The following is a 15,443-nucleotide window of genomic DNA, read 5'->3' as shown; positions in this document are numbered from 1 at the left end:
GTCCGTCCCCTTCCGAGGGGCATACCAACAGTTTTCAGTCATTCGTGGAAGACCAATGCAGGACGTTCTGGAGGGATACGCCGCCGTTGCCACCGCAGATTTTATTGCTGCATATGATGGGTTGTCACCAGAAAGCATATACGAGCACGTCGTCGATTTAATCCCAAACCACAGTATCACGATTGCGGACATTGGAGCCGGAACGGGGCGAGACGCGGCATGGTTCGCTGCCAAGGGACACGACGCACTCGCCATCGAACCAGTGCGTGAACTTCGCGAGGCTGGCCAGACGCTTCACCCCGCAGCCAATATCAAGTGGTTGGATGATCGCTTGCCACATCTCCGGGCGGTGCCGACCGGTGTCTCGTTCGATCTCGTGACATTGTGCGCAGTGTGGCAGCATCTTTCCGACGCAAATCGGGCAATAGCCATGCCTCGTCTTGCGACGTTGATCGCGCCGAGCGGTATCCTCATCATGTCGCTTCGGCACGGCCCCGGCGCCAAAGGTCGGAGGGTGTTTCCGGTGTCATCCGACATGACAATCGAAATGGCACATGCTTGTGGACTGCACCTCCTACGCAGGCAGGACGCCGACTCCGTTCAAAAGGTCAATCTGTCCATGGGCGTTTTCTGGACTTGGCTTGCTTTCGAAAAAGTCCGCTAATCCGGGCTGCACTGCGACGTCGATTGGCGCATTTCAGTCGAAATCGTCCTAAATCAATCCCGCCAAGGGACTCGACGGATCGGCATAACGCCGCAATCCCATGCGCCCGGCCAGATAGGCATCGCGCCCCGCCTCGACCGCGCGCTTCATCGCACGCGCCATAAGAATGGGGTCCTTCGCTTCGGCGATCGCGGTGTTCATCAGCACGCCGTCGCAGCCGAGTTCCATCGCGACCGCGGCGTCGCTCGCGGTGCCGACGCCGGCATCGACGAGCACCGGCACCGACGCGCCCTCGACGATCAGGCGGATCGTCACGCGGTTCTGGATGCCCAGCCCCGACCCGATCGGCGCGCCCAGGGGCATGATCGCGACCGCGCCGGCATCCTCGAGCTGCTTCGCGGCGATCGGATCGTCGACGCAATAGACCATCGGCAGGAAGCCCTCTTTCGCAAGCACCTCGGTCGCCTCGAGCGTTTCGCGCATGTTCGGATAGAGCGTCTTCGCCTCGCCGAGCACCTCGAGCTTCACGAGGTCCCAGCCCCCCGCCTCGCGCGCGAGCCGCAGCGTGCGGATCGCGTCGTCGGCGTTGAAGCAACCCGCGGTGTTGGGCAGATAGGTGATCTTCTTCGGATCTATATAGTCGGTGAGCATCGGCGCCGCCGGATCCGACACATTGACCCGCCGCACCGCGACGGTGACAATCTCGGCCCCCGAAGCTTCGACCGCGGCGGCGTTCTGTTCGAAATCCCTGTATTTGCCGGTGCCGACGATCAGCCGCGACGTAAATGTCCGGCCGGCGACGCTCCATTGATCCGCTGACAACTCAACCGCCTCCTACAAAATGAACGATTTCGAGCGCATCGCCCTCGGCGAGTTCCACGTCGGCGAGCGTCGAACGCGGCACGATGTCGCGGTTGCGCTCGACCGCGACCTTCTTGACGTCGAGGCCGAGCGACGCGACGAGATCGGCGATGCTGCCTTCGCGCACCTGCCGGGGTTCGCCGTTGAGAATGACCGAAATCACGTCAATTCGCCTCGCTTTGCCTTTTGCCGAGCAGCCCATATAGGGGGAGCGCCCTCCGTCGCAACCGAAAGCCAAGCCTTTGCCCGACTTGCCGACCGTCTTCGTTCTCTCCGGCCCCAATCTCAACCTGCTCGGCACCCGCGAGCCCGAAATCTATGGCCACGACACGCTGAACGATATTCATGCACGACTGGAGGCGCAGGCGGAGGGGCTCGGCCTGCGCCTCGAATGCCGCCAGACGAACCATGAGGGCGTGCTGATCGACTGGCTGCACGAAGCCTATGTGGCGGGCGCGAAGGCGGTGCTGCTCAATGCGGGGGGCTATACGCACACGTCGATCGCGATCCACGACGCGATCAAATCGATCAAGGTGCCGGTGATCGAGGTTCATCTGTCGGATCCGACGACGCGCGAAACCTTCCGCCACATCAGTTATGTCGGCATGGCGGCGGCGGCGCATTTTGCAGGGCATGGCGCGGACAGCTATACGCTGGCGCTGGACGCCGCCGCGCGTCTCTGACAATAGGGCGCATCAAAAAACGGGTCAGGGCGCCGCGATAGCGACGCCGCAACAACAGGAAAATTCTCATGGGTGACCATAAAGACAATGGCATCAACATCGATCCGGCGTTCGTTCGCGCGCTTGCCGAACTGCTCGACGATACGCAGCTTTCGGAAATCGAGGTCGAGGACGGGACACGCAAGATACGCGTCGCGCGCACGCTGACCGCCGCCGCCGCGCCCCTCGCTTATGCGCCCGCGCCGGTCGCAGCACCCGCCGCGCCGGCAGCGGCAGCGGCACCCGCCGCCGCCGCACCCGCCGCCGATCATTTCGCCGATGCCGTGAAATCGCCGATGGTCGGCACCGTCTATCTTGCGCCCGAGCCGAGCGCGCCCAATTTCGCGGCCGTCGGCTCGGCGGTGAAAGCCGGCGACACGATCCTGATCATCGAGGCGATGAAGGTGATGAACCCGATCACCGCCACCGCGTCGGGCACGCTGAAGGCCGTGCATGTCGAGAACAGCCAGCCGGTCGAGTTCGACCAGCCGCTGTTCACCATCGGGTAAATTCAGCCCATGGCCATTGAAAAGCTCCTGATCGCCAACCGCGGCGAGATCGCGCTGCGCATCCACCGCGCGTGCCATGAAATGGGCATCAAGACGGTCGCGGTCCATTCGACTGCCGACACCGACGCGATGCACGTCCGCCTGGCCGACGAGGCGGTGTGCATCGGCCCGCCCGCCGCGAAGGACAGTTATCTCAACATCCCCGCGATCATTTCGGCGGCCGAGATCACCGGCGCCGACGCGATCCATCCGGGCTACGGCTTTCTGTCGGAAAACGAGCGTTTCGCCGAGATCATCGAAGCGCACGACATGATCTTCGTCGGGCCCAAGCCCGAGCATATCCGCACGATGGGCGACAAGGTCGAGGCGAAGCGCACCGCGGTCAAGCTCGGCCTCCCCGTCGTTCCGGGCTCGCCGGGCGCAGTGACCTTCAGCGAAGAGACCAAAAGCCTGGCGAAGGACATCGGCTATCCGGTGCTGATCAAGGCCGCATCGGGCGGCGGCGGGCGCGGCATGAAGGTCGTTCCGGGCGAAGACGGCCTCGAAAGCCTGATGGGTCAGGCCTCATCCGAAGCGGCGGCCGCCTTCGGCGATCCGACCGTTTATATGGAAAAATATCTCGGCAATCCGCGCCATATCGAATTCCAGGTCTTCGGCGACGGCAAGGGCCATGCGATCCATCTGGGCGAGCGCGACTGCTCGCTCCAGCGCCGCCACCAGAAAGTGCTCGAAGAAGCCCCCTCGCCGATCATCTCGGCCGAAGAACGCGCGCGCATGGGCAAGGTCTGCGCCGACGCGATGGCCGCGATGGGCTATCGCGGCGCCGGCACGATCGAATTCCTGTGGGAAAATGGCGAATTTTTCTTCATCGAGATGAACACGCGCATCCAGGTCGAACATCCGGTGACCGAGATGATCACCGGCTTCGACCTCGTCCGCGAACAGATCCGCATCGCCGGCGGTGCGGGGCTTTCGGTCAAACAGGAAGACCTCGAATTCCGCGGCCATTCGATGGAATGCCGCATCAATGCCGAGGATCCGCGCAGCTTCCTGCCCTCGCCCGGCAAGGTGACGAGCTATCACGCCGCGGGCGGCATGCACGTGCGCGTCGATAGCGGGCTTTACGCCGGCTATTCGATCCCGCCCTATTATGACAGCATGATCGGCAAGCTGATCGTCTATGGTCGCAGCCGCGAAAGCTGCATGATGCGGATGCGCCGCGCGCTCGAGGAAATGGTGATCGGCGGGGTCAAGACGAACATTCCGCTGCATCAGGCGCTGCTTGCCGACCCCGACGTGATCCACGGCGACTATACGATCAAGTGGCTCGAGGAATGGCTGGCGCGGCAGGATGAGGAAGGCGCCGCTTAGCCACATCCCGTCACCCCGGCGAAGGCCGGGGTCTCGCCGTCGAGATTCCGGCCTTCGCCGGAATGACAAAGGACGTTTCAACCTGCGCCGAGCTGTGCTCCGCTTCACTTTCGCTAGCCCTATTTTTTGGCTATGGGCTTTAACCATGGCCAAAAACGCTTCCTTTTCCGCACGTCCCGCTGCGGCGCTTCTCCTCCCGCTGACGCTGCTCGCGGCTCCGGCTTTCGCGCAAACCGAGGTGAAGGAGGATTCGGTCATCCTCCAGCCCGACAAGATCAGGGATGACGCACCGGTCGTCGCGGTGCGAATCGAGATGCCGAGCTGGTCGGAGGACAATGCGACCGCGCTGTTGAGCTTCATCGAAAAGGTCGGCGACGAAGGCCTGTTCGCCAGGGATTATTATCCCGACGGCCTCGCCGCGGCGATCCTCGGCGGCGACCAGGCGGCGCTCGACAAGGCGGCGACCGACCGCTTCCTGCTGCTCGCGACCCACCTGCGCGATGGGCGCACGCCCAATGCCGCGCGCAAACAATGGTTCATGGTGGACAGCGACGGCGACAGCGAACCCTTGCTGTCGCTGCTGACCGCCGCGCTCGGCGCCGGAACGGTGCCCGAAACGCTCGCCAGCCTCGACCCGGTGCATCCCGATTTCGCGCTACTCAAGGCGTCGCTCCAGACGGCGAAGACCCCCGCCGCGGCCAATGCGATCCGCGTCAACATGGAACGCTGGCGCTGGATGCCGCGCAGCCTCGGCGAACGCTATGTCGTCAGCAACGTCCCCGAATATCTGACCCGCGTCGTCCACGGCGGCACGATCATCGCCACGCACAAGGCCGTCGTCGGCAAGAGTTCGACCCCGACGCCGCAATTGAACCCGATGGCGACGGGCATCATCGTCAACCCGAACTGGACGCTGCCGCGCAGCATCATCAACGAAGGCATTGGCGCGACGATCGCCAACAACCCCGCATCGGCGCGCCGCCAGGGCTATACCTGGACGGGCAGCGGCAAGAATTTGTCGGTGGTGCAGCTGCCGGGGGCGAACAACGCGCTGGGCGTGATGAAGATGGAAATGCTCAACGAGCATGCGATCTATCTTCACGACACCCCGTCGAAAGGCGCGTTCAACGCCGCCGCGCGCGCGTTCAGCCATGGCTGCATCCGCACCGAGCGCGCGCTGCACTTCTCGGGCCTGATGGCGGTGATGTTCGCGGGCAAAAGCCCCGAGGAATTCGGCGAGGCGATCGCGAGCGGCAAGACGACGCGCTTCGGCTTCGACGAGCCGTTCCCCGTCTATGTCGCCTATTGGACTATGGTTCCCGACGGCAGGGGCGGGGTGAAGAAACTCGCCGACCTCTATGGCCGCGACGCGCCGGTGGTGGCGAGCTTCGCCAAGCCCGGCCGCCCGACCGCGACGATCATCGCGCCCGAACCGCCGCCGGTCGTCCCGACGATCCCCACCGCCGCGCGCGTGACGACGCCGGCGACGAGCGGGATTTATTGAGCGGCAGGCGGGTTCGAACGGTAGCTGTCGCGCGCTTTTCCCAACCCGTTCGCATCGAGCGAAGTCGAGATGCTCCTCGGGCTAGGCGCTACATCGATGGGTGTCTCGACTTCGCTCGACACGAACGGAAACTGGGGGCGTCTGAAAATACCCCTAAGCGGATTTTCGCCGCTTAATCCGCCGTCTTCGGCAACGGCCCGCTGATCGAACTCGCGCGGCGCAGATTTTCCATCCCCGGCAGCGGATCGGTCGGCGGCAGCTGGAAGGGCGCCGGCGTCGGCGGATGCGCGCTCAGCCGGTCGGCGAACAGCAGCCGGCCGGGCCCGAGCTTGTAGAGGATCATCGGCAGCAACTCTTCGCCGAAGACGAAGCAGCCTTCGCTGCGTCCGAGCTTGCCCTGCGTCGCGATCAGCGCCGGGTCGGCGTACCAGGCGCCGTGCACGACGATCGCGCGCTGGTCGGCGGTATAATTGTCGGGTTCGAGCCCGGCGAGCCGCATCGACGATCCGTTGGCGCCCCAATAATAGTCGCTGGTGCGATAGGCGCCGCGCGAGGTCGCGAGGCTGCCGACGCGGCTCGAAAAGCTTTTGAGCCAGCCGTCGTGCTGCGGGTCCGATCCGCGGCCGTGCGTCACCGGGAACATCTCGATCCTGCCCGCGACCATGTCGACCAAAGCGAAACGCGGGCGCGACGACGGCAGGCCGAAATCGACGACGCCGACGCGGTCGGTCTGCGGGATATTGCGCGCCTGCATCGCGAGCTGTTTCCGGGCGACGGCAAGATAGTCGACCGGCGGCGGCAAGGGCCCCACCGGCTGCTGGATCCAGTTCGGCAGTTGCCCGCCCGCCGGCGTGGCGGCCATGGCCCCCATTCCCGCGATCCCGGCGAGCAACGCCCTGCGATCGATCAATTCATTCACTTAAACAACAACCCCGCATAAGCCGCCCTTTGACGGTCCCTCGACCTTGCATAAGTCGTGTTCGGGCCGCGAAAGGCAAGCTGGTGGTTCCCCTTCATGCGGGAAGATGTGCCATATATGCCATGAATAGCGCGTTTACGCCGCGGCAAGGCTGAGTTAGGACGCGTTCCCATGAAAGCGACCATCTGGCACAACCCCGCGTGCGGCACCTCGCGCAAGACGCTGGCGATTCTTCAGGAGACGCCGGGCGTCGAGCTGACGGTCGTCGAATATCTCAAAAAACCGTATAGCGCCGACAAGCTGCGCCAGCTGTTCCGCGACGCGGGTATCGGCGCGCGCGATGCGCTGCGCCTGCGCGGCACCGATGCGGAAGAGCGCGGCCTGAAGGATGCGAGCGAGGACGATATCGTCGCCGCGATGGCGGCGAACCCCGCCTATGTCGAGCGCCCGATCGTCGAGACCGACAAGGGGGTGCGGCTGTGCCGTCCGCAGGATGTGGTGCGCGAGATCCTTTGAACGGCCGCTTTGGGGTGGCAAGCTGTCCGTCGGCAACCGGCCGACAGGCGAATACTAATCCGCCACGATCCGCCCGCCCGCGATCCGGAAGCGCGTCACCGGCCCCGGCATATCGTCGAACAGCGCCGCCTCGGTCCCCGTGAGCCAAGCCTGACCGCCCTGCCCCGCGAGCCGTTCGTATAGCGACGCGCGGCGCAGCGGGTCGAGATGCGCGGCGACCTCGTCCAGCAACAGTAGCGGGCGCCTGTCTCTGGCGCGCGCGACGCAGTCGCTGTGCGCGAGGACGAGCGAGAGCAGCATCGCCTTTTGCTCGCCGGTCGAGCAGCGCGCCGCCGCGCGGCCCGTCGCGGCATGGACGGCCGAGAGATCGTCGCGATGCGGCCCGGCGGTCGCACGGCCCGCCGCGGCATCGATCCGGCGGCGCGACGCGAAGAGCGCCTTCAACGCGTCGACCGCGTGCGGCGCCTCGCGCGCCTTGCCGTCGCTGTCGACGAGCGTCAGCAGCGGGCGCGCGAAGGGTGCGTCGGGCTGCCCCGCGAGCTCGGCCGACAACCCCGCGAGCATCGCCTGCCGCGCGGCGTCGATCGCCGCGCCATGCTCGGCGAGCTGCGCCTCGAGGCTGGCGAGCCAATGGGGGTCGGCGCCGGCGGGGTCGGCGAGCAGCTTGCCGCGCGCGCGCAGCGCCGCTTCATAGCGGTTGCCGTGCTGCGCGTGGCGCGGGTCGAGCGCGAGGACGAGCCGGTCGAGGAAGCGGCGCCGGTTGCCCGCGGTCTCGACGAACAGCCGGTCCATCGCGGGGGTCAGCCACAGTATCGCCAGCCATTCTCCGAGCGCGGTCGCCGCGGCGGGGGCGCCATTGATGCGCACGATCCGCCGTCCCGGCTGTGCGGGCTCCATCCCGGTTCCCAGCGCGACCGGAGGCAGATCGGCGCCCGCCTGGACCTCGGCAAAGACGGCGAAACCCCCGCTCGCGCCGTCGCGCACCATGTCGGGCAGCGCGGCGCGGCGCAGCCCGCGCCCGGGCGCGAGCAGCGAGATCGCCTCCAATATATTGGTCTTGCCCGCGCCATTGTCGCCATGCAGCGCGACCAGCCCCGGCCCGGCCGCCATGTCCGCCCCGGCATGATTGCGAAAATCGGTCAGCGAAAGGCGGGTCAGCGTCATCCTGCACCGCGCCTACCGCAGCCCCTTCGGCGATGCCAGCCCGGCGCATCCCCAATGGCGATAGAAATTTTTCCGCCAATCGGGAATTTTTGCCATCTTCGCGCATTTTTCGCGCTGAAATAATATGTCGGGAACCAGAAAACCCCGCTTAACCGCCAATGAATGAAATTGGCACGGTCCCTGCAATAGTGCCGACATCCACCGGATGGCCCGGATGGAAGGTTCAAGGAAGGAAAATATCATGGCCCATTTCAACGTCGAATCGTTCAAGAGCTACGCGATCGCCGCCGCTGCCTCGCTTTACTGCTCGTTCATGTTCCTGGCCGCTGTCGGCCCGAACGCTGCGCATTTCGGCGGGCTGGTCGCCTGACCAGCCGCCCCACCCCCAAAACGCCGGCCCGAAGGCCGGGATCGAAAGGAAAGAAATGAACCAGGGTTTTCGCAAGAATCGCCGCAACGGGATGGTCTTCGGCGTGTGCGCCGGAATGGCGGACCAGTTCGGCATCAATGTCTTGTGGACGCGCGTCGCCTTTGTCGCCCTGACGCTTTTGGGCTTCGGCCTGCCTCTGCTGCTGTACCTCGCCGTCGCGATCCTCGCGCCATAGGACAGCCCGGGCCGGACGCTTTCGAAGCGCGCAGTCGCACCGGCCCGCATATTCCCAAGACCAAGGGCTCACCGGCCGAACCGGTGGGCCCTTTTCATATCGCGAAACGTCGACGCAAGCCTTTGCCTTGGCGCGTCAGCCTTGCTATCGGCTGCGGACAATGGCCAGTACCACCGACGATCCCGACAGCACCGACCCCATTCCCGGCATGATCGATACCCCGTTCGACAGCGCGCTGTCCGAACGTTATCTCGTCTATGCGCTGTCGACGATCACCGCGCGCTCGCTCCCCGATCTTCGCGACGGGCTGAAGCCGGTCCACCGCCGCCTGCTGTGGGCGATGCGCGCGATGCGGCTCGACCCGAGCCAAGGCTATAAGAAATCGGCACGCGTCGTCGGCGACGTCATCGGCAAATTCCACCCGCACGGCGACACCGCGGTCTATGACGCGATGGTCCGCCTCGCGCAGGATTTCTCGCTGCGCTATCCGCTCGTCGACGGCCAGGGCAATTTCGGCAATATCGACGGCGATAACGCCGCGGCGTACCGCTATACCGAGGCGCGGCTGACGCGCGTCGCGATCGACCTGATGCAGGGGCTCGACGAGGGCACGGTCGACTTCCGCCCGACCTATAATGGCGAGGATGAAGAGCCCGAGATCATGCCGGGACTGTTCCCGAACCTGCTCGCCAATGGCGCGAGCGGGATCGCGGTCGGCATGGCGACGAACATCCCGCCGCACAATGCCGCCGAAGTGATCGGCGCCGCGCTGCTGCTGATCGAAAACCAGAATGCCGAGCTTTCCGAGCTGCTCGACCACGTCAAAGGCCCCGATTTCCCGACCGGCGGCATCGTCGTCGACAGTGCCGAGACGATCGCGCACGCCTATGAAACCGGCCGCGGCGGTTTCCGCGTCCGCGCGCGTTTTTCGACCGGCCGGCTGGCGGACGGTGGCTGGGAAGAAAGCGGCATCGAGAAATTGTCGGGCGGCACCTGGCAGCTTGTCATCAGCGAAATCCCCTATGGCGTCGCCAAGGGCAAGCTGATCGAGCAGATCGCGCAGTTGATCGCCGACAAGAAATTGCCGATCCTCGAGGATGTCCGCGACGAAAGCGCCGAGGATCTGCGCATCATACTCGAACCCAAGAGCCGCAATGTCGATCCCGATGTGCTGAAGGAAAGCCTGTTCCGGCTGACCGACCTCGAAAGCCGTTTCGCGCTCAACCTCAACGTGCTCGATGCCACGCGCACGCCGAAGGTGATGGGGCTGAAACAGCTGCTCACCGAATGGCTGCAGCACCAGATCATCGTCCTCGTCCGCCGCGCGCAGCACCGGATCGCAAAGATCGACGACCGGCTCGAACTCGTCGCGGGTTACATCATCGCTTTCCTCAACCTCGACCGGATCATCGAAATCATCCGGACCGAGGACGAGCCGAAGCCGGTAATGATCGCCGAATTCATCCTGACCGACCGCCAGGCCGAGGCGATCCTCAACATGCGTTTGCGCAGCTTGCGCCGGCTCGAGGAAATGGAGCTGAAGCGCGAACAGGCCGATCTGACCGCCGAGCGCGAGGAGTTGGCGAAGCTCGTCGAAAGCCCGGCGCGGCAGAAGACGCGGCTGCGCAAGGATCTGGAGAAATTGCGCGCGGTTTACGGGCTTGAGACCCTGCTCGGTGCGCGGCGCACGACGATCGCCGAGGCGGCACCGACGCGCGACATCCCGCTCGACGCGATGATCGAGAAGGAACCGGTGACGGTGATCCTCTCGAAACGCGGCTGGATTCGCGCCCAGCGCGGCCATGTCGCGGCGGACCAGTGGGGCGAATTCAAATTCAAGGATGGCGACGAACTGCTGTTCGCCGCGCATGCGCAGACGACCGACAAGCTGTTGATCGCCGCAAGCGATGGACGTTTCTTCACCGTCGGCGCCGACAAGCTGCCCGGCGGTCGCGGGTTCGGCGAGCCTTTGCGTTTGATGGTCGACATCGATCCCGAGGCGCGGATCGTCGCGATGATCCCGGCGAGCGCCGACGGCCGGCTGCTGCTCGCCTCGACGAGCGGCCACGGCTTCGTCGCGCCGATGAGCGAAGTCGTCGCCGAGACGCGCAAGGGACGCAATGTCGTCAATTTGAAGCCCAAGGCCGTGCTCGCCGTCGTCCGCCCGATCGGGACGGCCGACGACAGCGTCGCGGCGGTGGGCGAGAACCGTAAGCTCGTCGTCTTCCCGCTCGCCGAAGTGCCGGTGATGGCGCGCGGCCAGGGCGTGATGCTGCAACGCTATCGCGACGGGGGGCTTTCCGATGCGGTGAGCTTCGCCTTTGCCGACGGATTGAGCTGGGCGATGGGCGGCGAAACCGGCCGCACCCGCACCGAAACCGACCTCGTCCCCTGGCGCGTCGCGCGCGGCGCGGCGGGCCGGATGCCACCCACGGGTTTCCCGCGGAACAATCGCTTCGGCTGAACGTATTTATATGTAGCCGTAAATCCCTTCTTTACTTCCCGTGACCTAGGCATTGGGCAATGGGGAAAGGTCGCACAAAACCCTCTGTTATGCCTATTGATAGAACCGGCGAAGACCGGCCCTTGTTGTTCGTCGGCTGGATCGACGCGTTGCCCGTCCCGGCCGCGCTGATCAGACCGATGGCGCGCGGCAATTTCCGGCTTCATGCGAGCAACGCCGCCTTTGATCGGCTCGGCCTGTCGCCCGTCGGCGTCGATGCGCCGATCGAACTGCTGCGCGCGATCGAGCGCACTTCGCAATATCCCGACGAAACGCAGGAATTCTCGTGCCAGCTCGGCGAAGGCCTGGCGGCGCGCGACCTGCGCGGATCGATCGGCCCGCTGCCCACCGAATCGGGCGACGACGGGCTGTTCCTGCTGACGCTGATCGACCGGACGCAGGAGATGATGACCGAGCGCAATTTGCGCCGCGAACTCGTCTCCGACAGCCTGACCGGGCTTCCCAATCGCGCCGGATTCGAGGAACTGGTCGAACAGCGCGCGCGCACCGAGGGCGCGAGCGGCGACCATGCGATCCTGCTGCTCGACCTCGCGCGCTTTTCGCGCATCAACGAACATATCGGCCCGATGGCGGGCGACGAGCTGATCATCACCGTCGCGCGGCGCCTGAAATCCAGCCTGCGCAGCGGCGACATATTGGCACGCACCGGCGGCGACGAATTCGCCATCTCGTCGCGCATCGCGGGCGGCCGCGCCGATGTCCGCGAAATGGCGCGGCGTATCCGCGGCTGCTTCGACCACCCGTTCCGCATCGGCGAACTCAAGGTCAGCGTCGACTGCGCGCTCGGCTGCGCGATCCAGCCCTCGATCGATACCGATATCGCGGACCAGATCCGCCACGCGCAGATCGCGCTCAAGCGGGCGAAGCAGACCGACCGCATCGAAATCTACGAACCCGAAGCCGCGATGCTGTCGGACAATCGCTTCGGGCTCGAGACCGAATTGCGCGGCGCGATCGAGGAAGACCGGCTGCACCTCGCCTTTCAACCGCTGATCGAATTGTCGAGCGGCCGGGTCGCCGGATTCGAGGCGCTCGCGCGCTGGGACAACAGCAGCGGCCATGCGGTCTCGCCGACCGAATTCATCCCGATCGCCGAGGATTCGGGGCTCATCGTCCCGCTCGGCCAATGGGCGATCGGCAAGGCGGCCGAAGTGCTCGCCGAATGGGACAAGCAGAATGGCGCCGTCGTCGACGCCTATTTCTCGGTCAATGTCTCGGCGATCCAGTTGGTCCGCGACGATGTCGCCGGGGTCGTCCGCCAAGCGCTCGAAAAGCACAAGATCGGCGGCGAACGGCTGATGATCGAACTCACCGAAAGCGCGATCATCGGCGACCCCGATCTGGCGCTGTCGGTGCTGAGCGAGCTGAAGGCGCTCGATGCGCGCGTCGCGATGGACGATTTCGGCACCGGCTATTCGAACCTCGCTTACCTGCAACGCCTGCCGATCGACGTGCTCAAGATCGACCGCAGCTTCGTCGAGCATATGGTCGACGACCGCGACAAGGTCGCGATCGTCCGCACGATCCAGAGCCTCGCCGAAGTGCTGGGGATGAAAACGACCGCCGAGGGCGTCGAGACCACCGACCAGGCGCGGCTGCTATCGGCGCTCGGCTGCGATTTCGGGCAGGGTTTCCTGTTCGCGCGGCCGATGGCGAGCAAGCCGGCGCTCGAATATTGGCGTCAGTCGCTGGTGCGGCCGATCTTCTGATCGACGAGCTCGGCGACGCGCGGCGCGCCGGGAAAATCCTCCGCGACCCATTGGGCTTCGACCGCCTTCAGAATGCGCGCGACCTCGGGTCCGGCGGCGACGCCGCGCGCGACGATGTCGCCGCCCTTCAGGGGTAGCTGCGGAACCGCCCAGTCCGACAAGGCTTCGATCGCGGCGGGATCGCCGGCGAGCAGGTGGACGTCGCGCGCGGCGTCGGCGCCGATCGCGTGCGCGAGCTGGCGAATCGGGCGCTCGACGTCGGCGCGGTGCCGGCCGAGTGCGGCGAGATGCTTGCGCTGCCGCGTCGAAAGGCGGAGCCGGCTCGCGACCTGTTCGGCAACCGCGGGGTCGCCCGGCAGTAGCGCCGCGAGGCGGCGGAGCGGGGTGACGGCGGCGGCGGCCGTCCTTTCATTGGCGACGAGCCGGTCGAACGCGGCCGCGAAACCCGCATCGAGTTCGGGGAGCAGCACCGCGAAAATGCCGTCGGCCGCCATCCGGCCGACGATCGCGCGCGGGTCGGGCAAGGCGAGGATCTTGAGCAGTTCGTCGGCGATCCGCTCGCGCGACAGGCTTTTGAGCGACTGGCGCGCGGTCACCACCGCGGCGTGGCTGACGGGGTCGAGTTCGCCGCGCCCGAAACGCGCCGCGAAGCGATAGAAGCGCAGGATGCGCAGATGATCCTCGGCGATCCGCGTCGCGGCGTCGCCGATGAAGGCGACGCGGCCGGCGTCCAGATCGGCGAGCCCGCCGAACCAGTCGTCGATTTCCCCCGTGTCGGGATCGGCATAGAGCGCGTTGATCGTGAAGTCGCGGCGCGCGGCGTCGCCCTGCCAATCGTCGGCGAAGGCGACCGTCGCGCGGCGGCCGTCGGTTTCGACATCGCGGCGCAGCGTCGTGATCTCGTGACGGTCGCCGCTGGCGATCGCGGTGACGGTGCCGTGCGCGATGCCCGTCGGGATCACCTTGATATCGGCAGCCGCGAGCCGCCGCGTGACCTCTTCGGGAAGCAGCGGGGTCGCGAGGTCGATGTCGGCAACGGGCAGGCCGAGCAGCGTGTCGCGCACCGCGCCGCCGACCGCCTTGACCGCGCCGCCGCCCGCGGTCAGCGCGGCGACGATCCGGCGCAGCCCGGGCCGCTCGCGCCATTCGGCCGCGGGGAGCCGCGTCATCGGTGCCAGCCTGCCGGCAAGCGCCGCGCCAGATTGATGATGATTCCCGCCGTCACGCCCCAGATCCGCCGTCCCTGCCAATCCATGTCATAATAATGGCGGTCGTGCCCCTGCCAATTGGCATGTTGGCGGGCATAATTGTCGGGGTCGAACAAGGTGTCGAGCGGCACCTCGAACCAGTCCTCGACCTCTTCCGGATTGGGATCGAAGGCGAGGTCGGGCGGGATCACGCCGAGCACCGGGGTGATGCGATAGCCGCTGCCCGACTGATAGGGTTCGGTCGCGCCCGCGACCATCACGTCGCGGCGGTTGAGCCCGATCTCCTCTTCGGCTTCGCGCAGCGCCGCGTCGATCGCGTCGCGGTCGCCCGGATCGATCTTGCCGCCCGGAAAAGCGACCTGCCCCGCGTGGCTGCGCAGCCATTGCGGGCGCTGGGTCAGGATGACGCCCGGATCAGGGCGGTCAGTGAAGGCGATCAGCACCGCGGCGTCGCGCAAGGTCGGCGTGCCGAGATAGGCCTCGTCCTCGCCGGCGTCGGGGAGCAGACTGCCCAGCGCATCGCGCAATTTTTCGGAGAGCATCAGGCGCCCACCAGCGGAAAACGAGCGCCGTTCGACCATATCGCGGGCGGTTCGGCGCCTTCGGCCAGCGCCATCTCGACGATCTCGTAATAGAGCGCGCGGTCGATCCGCGCTTCGAGCCCATTGCCGATGGCGCCGCGGACGTGCAGCCGCGGGTCGGGGTTATCGGTGTCGCTGCCGAAGCTCAGCGGATGATCGGGCCCGGCCATGACGAGATCGTCGGTGTCGAGGCGAAAGACGAGTTGGCGCGCTTCGCCCTGGCCTTCGCTCTTCATCTCGACCGCGCGAAAGGGCGTGTCCTCGACCGCGATCGCCAGCTTCTCGGCCGGGGTGACGAGGACGTGGCTGCCATCGGCTTCACGGCGCAGGATCGTCGAGAAGAGCCTGACCATCGCGGGGCGGTTGATCCGCCCGCCCTCGTGATACCAGCTACCGTCGGCGCGAATCTCCATCGCGCTGTCACCGGTGCGTTCGGGGTGCCATTCCTCGACTGGCGGCAGCTTGCGCGCCGCGAGAAGTTCGGCCGCCTCGGCGAGCGAGAGCTGCGAAAAGTCCTTGGGAAGCGAAGGCGCGGGGGTGACCATCCATCCGACATAGGCGGACGCGCGGCGGGCGCAACCCCGCG

Annotated in this window: 17 protein-coding genes; 10 read left to right on the top strand and 7 right to left on the bottom strand. The window is 66.0% G+C overall.

Annotated features, from left to right (window positions below; all coding sequences use genetic code 11):
* The first annotated feature begins 55 nt into the window (after positions 1–55).
* Entirely contained in the window at positions 56–664 is a 609-nt protein-coding gene (locus GGR90_RS15920; RefSeq protein WP_167922372.1) for a class I SAM-dependent methyltransferase, read from the top strand.
* A gap of 48 nt (positions 665–712) precedes the next feature.
* On the opposite strand, the gene GGR90_RS15915 is transcribed toward GGR90_RS15920, so the two are convergent.
* Positions 713–1,486: a bifunctional sulfur carrier protein/thiazole synthase protein gene (locus tag GGR90_RS15915; protein WP_167922371.1), complete on the bottom strand. Its 774-nt coding sequence runs from the start codon at positions 1,484–1,486 to the stop codon at positions 713–715.
* Between the two features lies 1 nt (position 1,487).
* Entirely contained in the window at positions 1,488–1,688 is a 201-nt protein-coding gene (thiS, locus tag GGR90_RS15910) for a sulfur carrier protein ThiS (RefSeq protein ID WP_342449955.1), read from the bottom strand.
* A 79-nt stretch (positions 1,689–1,767) separates the two neighbouring features.
* On the opposite strand from thiS, the gene GGR90_RS15905 reads away from it, so the two are divergent.
* From GGR90_RS15905 to GGR90_RS15890, 4 genes are all read left to right on the top strand, one after another.
* Positions 1,768–2,208, top strand: a complete 441-nt coding sequence (locus tag GGR90_RS15905) for a type II 3-dehydroquinate dehydratase (RefSeq protein WP_209023805.1) — start codon at positions 1,768–1,770, stop codon at positions 2,206–2,208.
* Between the two features lie 68 nt (positions 2,209–2,276).
* A complete protein-coding gene (gene accB, locus GGR90_RS15900) occupies positions 2,277–2,756 on the top strand; it encodes an acetyl-CoA carboxylase biotin carboxyl carrier protein (RefSeq protein WP_167922369.1) in 480 nt (159 codons plus the stop codon).
* 9 nt (positions 2,757–2,765) lie between these two features.
* Entirely contained in the window at positions 2,766–4,127 is a 1,362-nt protein-coding gene (gene accC / locus GGR90_RS15895; RefSeq protein ID WP_167922368.1) for an acetyl-CoA carboxylase biotin carboxylase subunit, read from the top strand.
* A gap of 145 nt (positions 4,128–4,272) precedes the next feature.
* A complete protein-coding gene (locus tag GGR90_RS15890; RefSeq protein ID WP_167922367.1) occupies positions 4,273–5,631 on the top strand; it encodes a L,D-transpeptidase family protein in 1,359 nt (452 codons plus the stop codon).
* Positions 5,632–5,803: 172 nt separating this feature from the next.
* Here the strand turns inward: GGR90_RS15890 and GGR90_RS15885 are convergent, their stop codons facing one another.
* Positions 5,804–6,493, bottom strand: coding sequence for a murein L,D-transpeptidase catalytic domain-containing protein (locus tag GGR90_RS15885; RefSeq protein WP_245198729.1), 690 nt, complete (start codon positions 6,491–6,493; stop codon positions 5,804–5,806).
* 228 nt (positions 6,494–6,721) lie between these two features.
* On the opposite strand from GGR90_RS15885, the gene arsC reads away from it, so the two are divergent.
* Entirely contained in the window at positions 6,722–7,066 is a 345-nt protein-coding gene (gene arsC / locus GGR90_RS15880) for an arsenate reductase (glutaredoxin) (protein WP_167922366.1), read from the top strand.
* A gap of 54 nt (positions 7,067–7,120) precedes the next feature.
* On the opposite strand, the gene recF is transcribed toward arsC, so the two are convergent.
* Complete coding sequence (gene recF, locus GGR90_RS15875; RefSeq protein WP_167922365.1) at positions 7,121–8,230, bottom strand: DNA replication/repair protein RecF; 1,110 nt, start codon at positions 8,228–8,230, stop codon at positions 7,121–7,123.
* Positions 8,231–8,435: 205 nt separating this feature from the next.
* On the opposite strand from recF, the gene GGR90_RS15870 reads away from it, so the two are divergent.
* The 4 genes from GGR90_RS15870 to GGR90_RS15855 all read left to right on the top strand — a co-directional run bounded on the left by GGR90_RS15870 (position 8,436) and on the right by GGR90_RS15855 (position 13,068).
* Entirely contained in the window at positions 8,436–8,600 is a 165-nt protein-coding gene (locus tag GGR90_RS15870; protein WP_167922364.1) for a hypothetical protein, read from the top strand.
* A gap of 55 nt (positions 8,601–8,655) precedes the next feature.
* Positions 8,656–8,835 (top strand): PspC domain-containing protein, encoded by a 180-nt coding sequence (locus GGR90_RS15865; RefSeq protein WP_167922363.1) that lies wholly within the window; start codon positions 8,656–8,658, stop codon positions 8,833–8,835.
* A gap of 160 nt (positions 8,836–8,995) precedes the next feature.
* Positions 8,996–11,299 carry a DNA topoisomerase IV subunit A gene (gene parC, locus GGR90_RS15860; protein WP_167922362.1) on the top strand — a complete coding sequence of 768 codons (2,304 nt, stop codon included), beginning with the start codon at positions 8,996–8,998 and terminating at the stop codon, positions 11,297–11,299.
* Between the two features lie 89 nt (positions 11,300–11,388).
* Positions 11,389–13,068, top strand: a complete 1,680-nt coding sequence (locus tag GGR90_RS15855) for a putative bifunctional diguanylate cyclase/phosphodiesterase (RefSeq protein WP_245198727.1) — start codon at positions 11,389–11,391, stop codon at positions 13,066–13,068.
* Here GGR90_RS15855 and GGR90_RS15850 read toward each other — a convergent pair.
* The 3 genes from GGR90_RS15850 to GGR90_RS15840 are packed head-to-tail and all read right to left on the bottom strand — an operon-like array spanning position 13,041 to position 15,402.
* Positions 13,041–14,237 carry a CCA tRNA nucleotidyltransferase gene (locus GGR90_RS15850; RefSeq protein ID WP_167922360.1) on the bottom strand — a complete coding sequence of 399 codons (1,197 nt, stop codon included), beginning with the start codon at positions 14,235–14,237 and terminating at the stop codon, positions 13,041–13,043. The two genes, GGR90_RS15855 and GGR90_RS15850, sit on opposite strands and share 28 nt — an antisense overlap.
* A complete protein-coding gene (locus GGR90_RS15845; RefSeq protein WP_167922359.1) occupies positions 14,234–14,818 on the bottom strand; it encodes a CoA pyrophosphatase in 585 nt (194 codons plus the stop codon). The genes GGR90_RS15850 and GGR90_RS15845 overlap by 4 nt, the downstream gene beginning before the upstream one ends.
* Positions 14,818–15,402 (bottom strand): DUF1285 domain-containing protein, encoded by a 585-nt coding sequence (locus tag GGR90_RS15840; RefSeq protein WP_167922358.1) that lies wholly within the window; start codon positions 15,400–15,402, stop codon positions 14,818–14,820. Before GGR90_RS15840 ends, GGR90_RS15845 begins: the two co-directional genes overlap by 1 nt.
* Between the last annotated feature and the right edge of the window lie 41 nt (positions 15,403–15,443).

The organism is Sphingopyxis italica (assembly GCF_011926545.1).
GTDB lineage: Bacteria > Pseudomonadota > Alphaproteobacteria > Sphingomonadales > Sphingomonadaceae > Sphingopyxis > Sphingopyxis italica.
This window is presented reverse-complemented; position numbering and strand designations above follow the sequence as displayed.

Coding starts and splice junctions, on each gene's coding strand:
- GGR90_RS15865 (WP_167922363.1), top strand. CDS start 8,656: ATGAACCAGGGTTTTCGCAAGAATCGCCGCAACGGGATGGTCTTCGGC.
- recF (WP_167922365.1), bottom strand. CDS start 8,230: ATGACGCTGACCCGCCTTTCGCTGACCGATTTTCGCAATCATGCCGGG.
- accC (WP_167922368.1), top strand. CDS start 2,766: ATGGCCATTGAAAAGCTCCTGATCGCCAACCGCGGCGAGATCGCGCTG.
- GGR90_RS15890 (WP_167922367.1), top strand. CDS start 4,273: ATGGCCAAAAACGCTTCCTTTTCCGCACGTCCCGCTGCGGCGCTTCTC.
- accB (WP_167922369.1), top strand. CDS start 2,277: ATGGGTGACCATAAAGACAATGGCATCAACATCGATCCGGCGTTCGTT.
- GGR90_RS15920 (WP_167922372.1), top strand. CDS start 56: ATGCAGGACGTTCTGGAGGGATACGCCGCCGTTGCCACCGCAGATTTT.
- GGR90_RS15850 (WP_167922360.1), bottom strand. CDS start 14,237: ATGACGCGGCTCCCCGCGGCCGAATGGCGCGAGCGGCCCGGGCTGCGC.
- GGR90_RS15885 (WP_245198729.1), bottom strand. CDS start 6,493: ATGGCCGCCACGCCGGCGGGCGGGCAACTGCCGAACTGGATCCAGCAG.
- arsC (WP_167922366.1), top strand. CDS start 6,722: ATGAAAGCGACCATCTGGCACAACCCCGCGTGCGGCACCTCGCGCAAG.
- parC (WP_167922362.1), top strand. CDS start 8,996: ATGGCCAGTACCACCGACGATCCCGACAGCACCGACCCCATTCCCGGC.
- GGR90_RS15845 (WP_167922359.1), bottom strand. CDS start 14,818: ATGCTCTCCGAAAAATTGCGCGATGCGCTGGGCAGTCTGCTCCCCGAC.
- GGR90_RS15855 (WP_245198727.1), top strand. CDS start 11,389: ATGCCTATTGATAGAACCGGCGAAGACCGGCCCTTGTTGTTCGTCGGC.
- GGR90_RS15840 (WP_167922358.1), bottom strand. CDS start 15,402: ATGGTCACCCCCGCGCCTTCGCTTCCCAAGGACTTTTCGCAGCTCTCG.
- GGR90_RS15870 (WP_167922364.1), top strand. CDS start 8,436: ATGGCCCGGATGGAAGGTTCAAGGAAGGAAAATATCATGGCCCATTTC.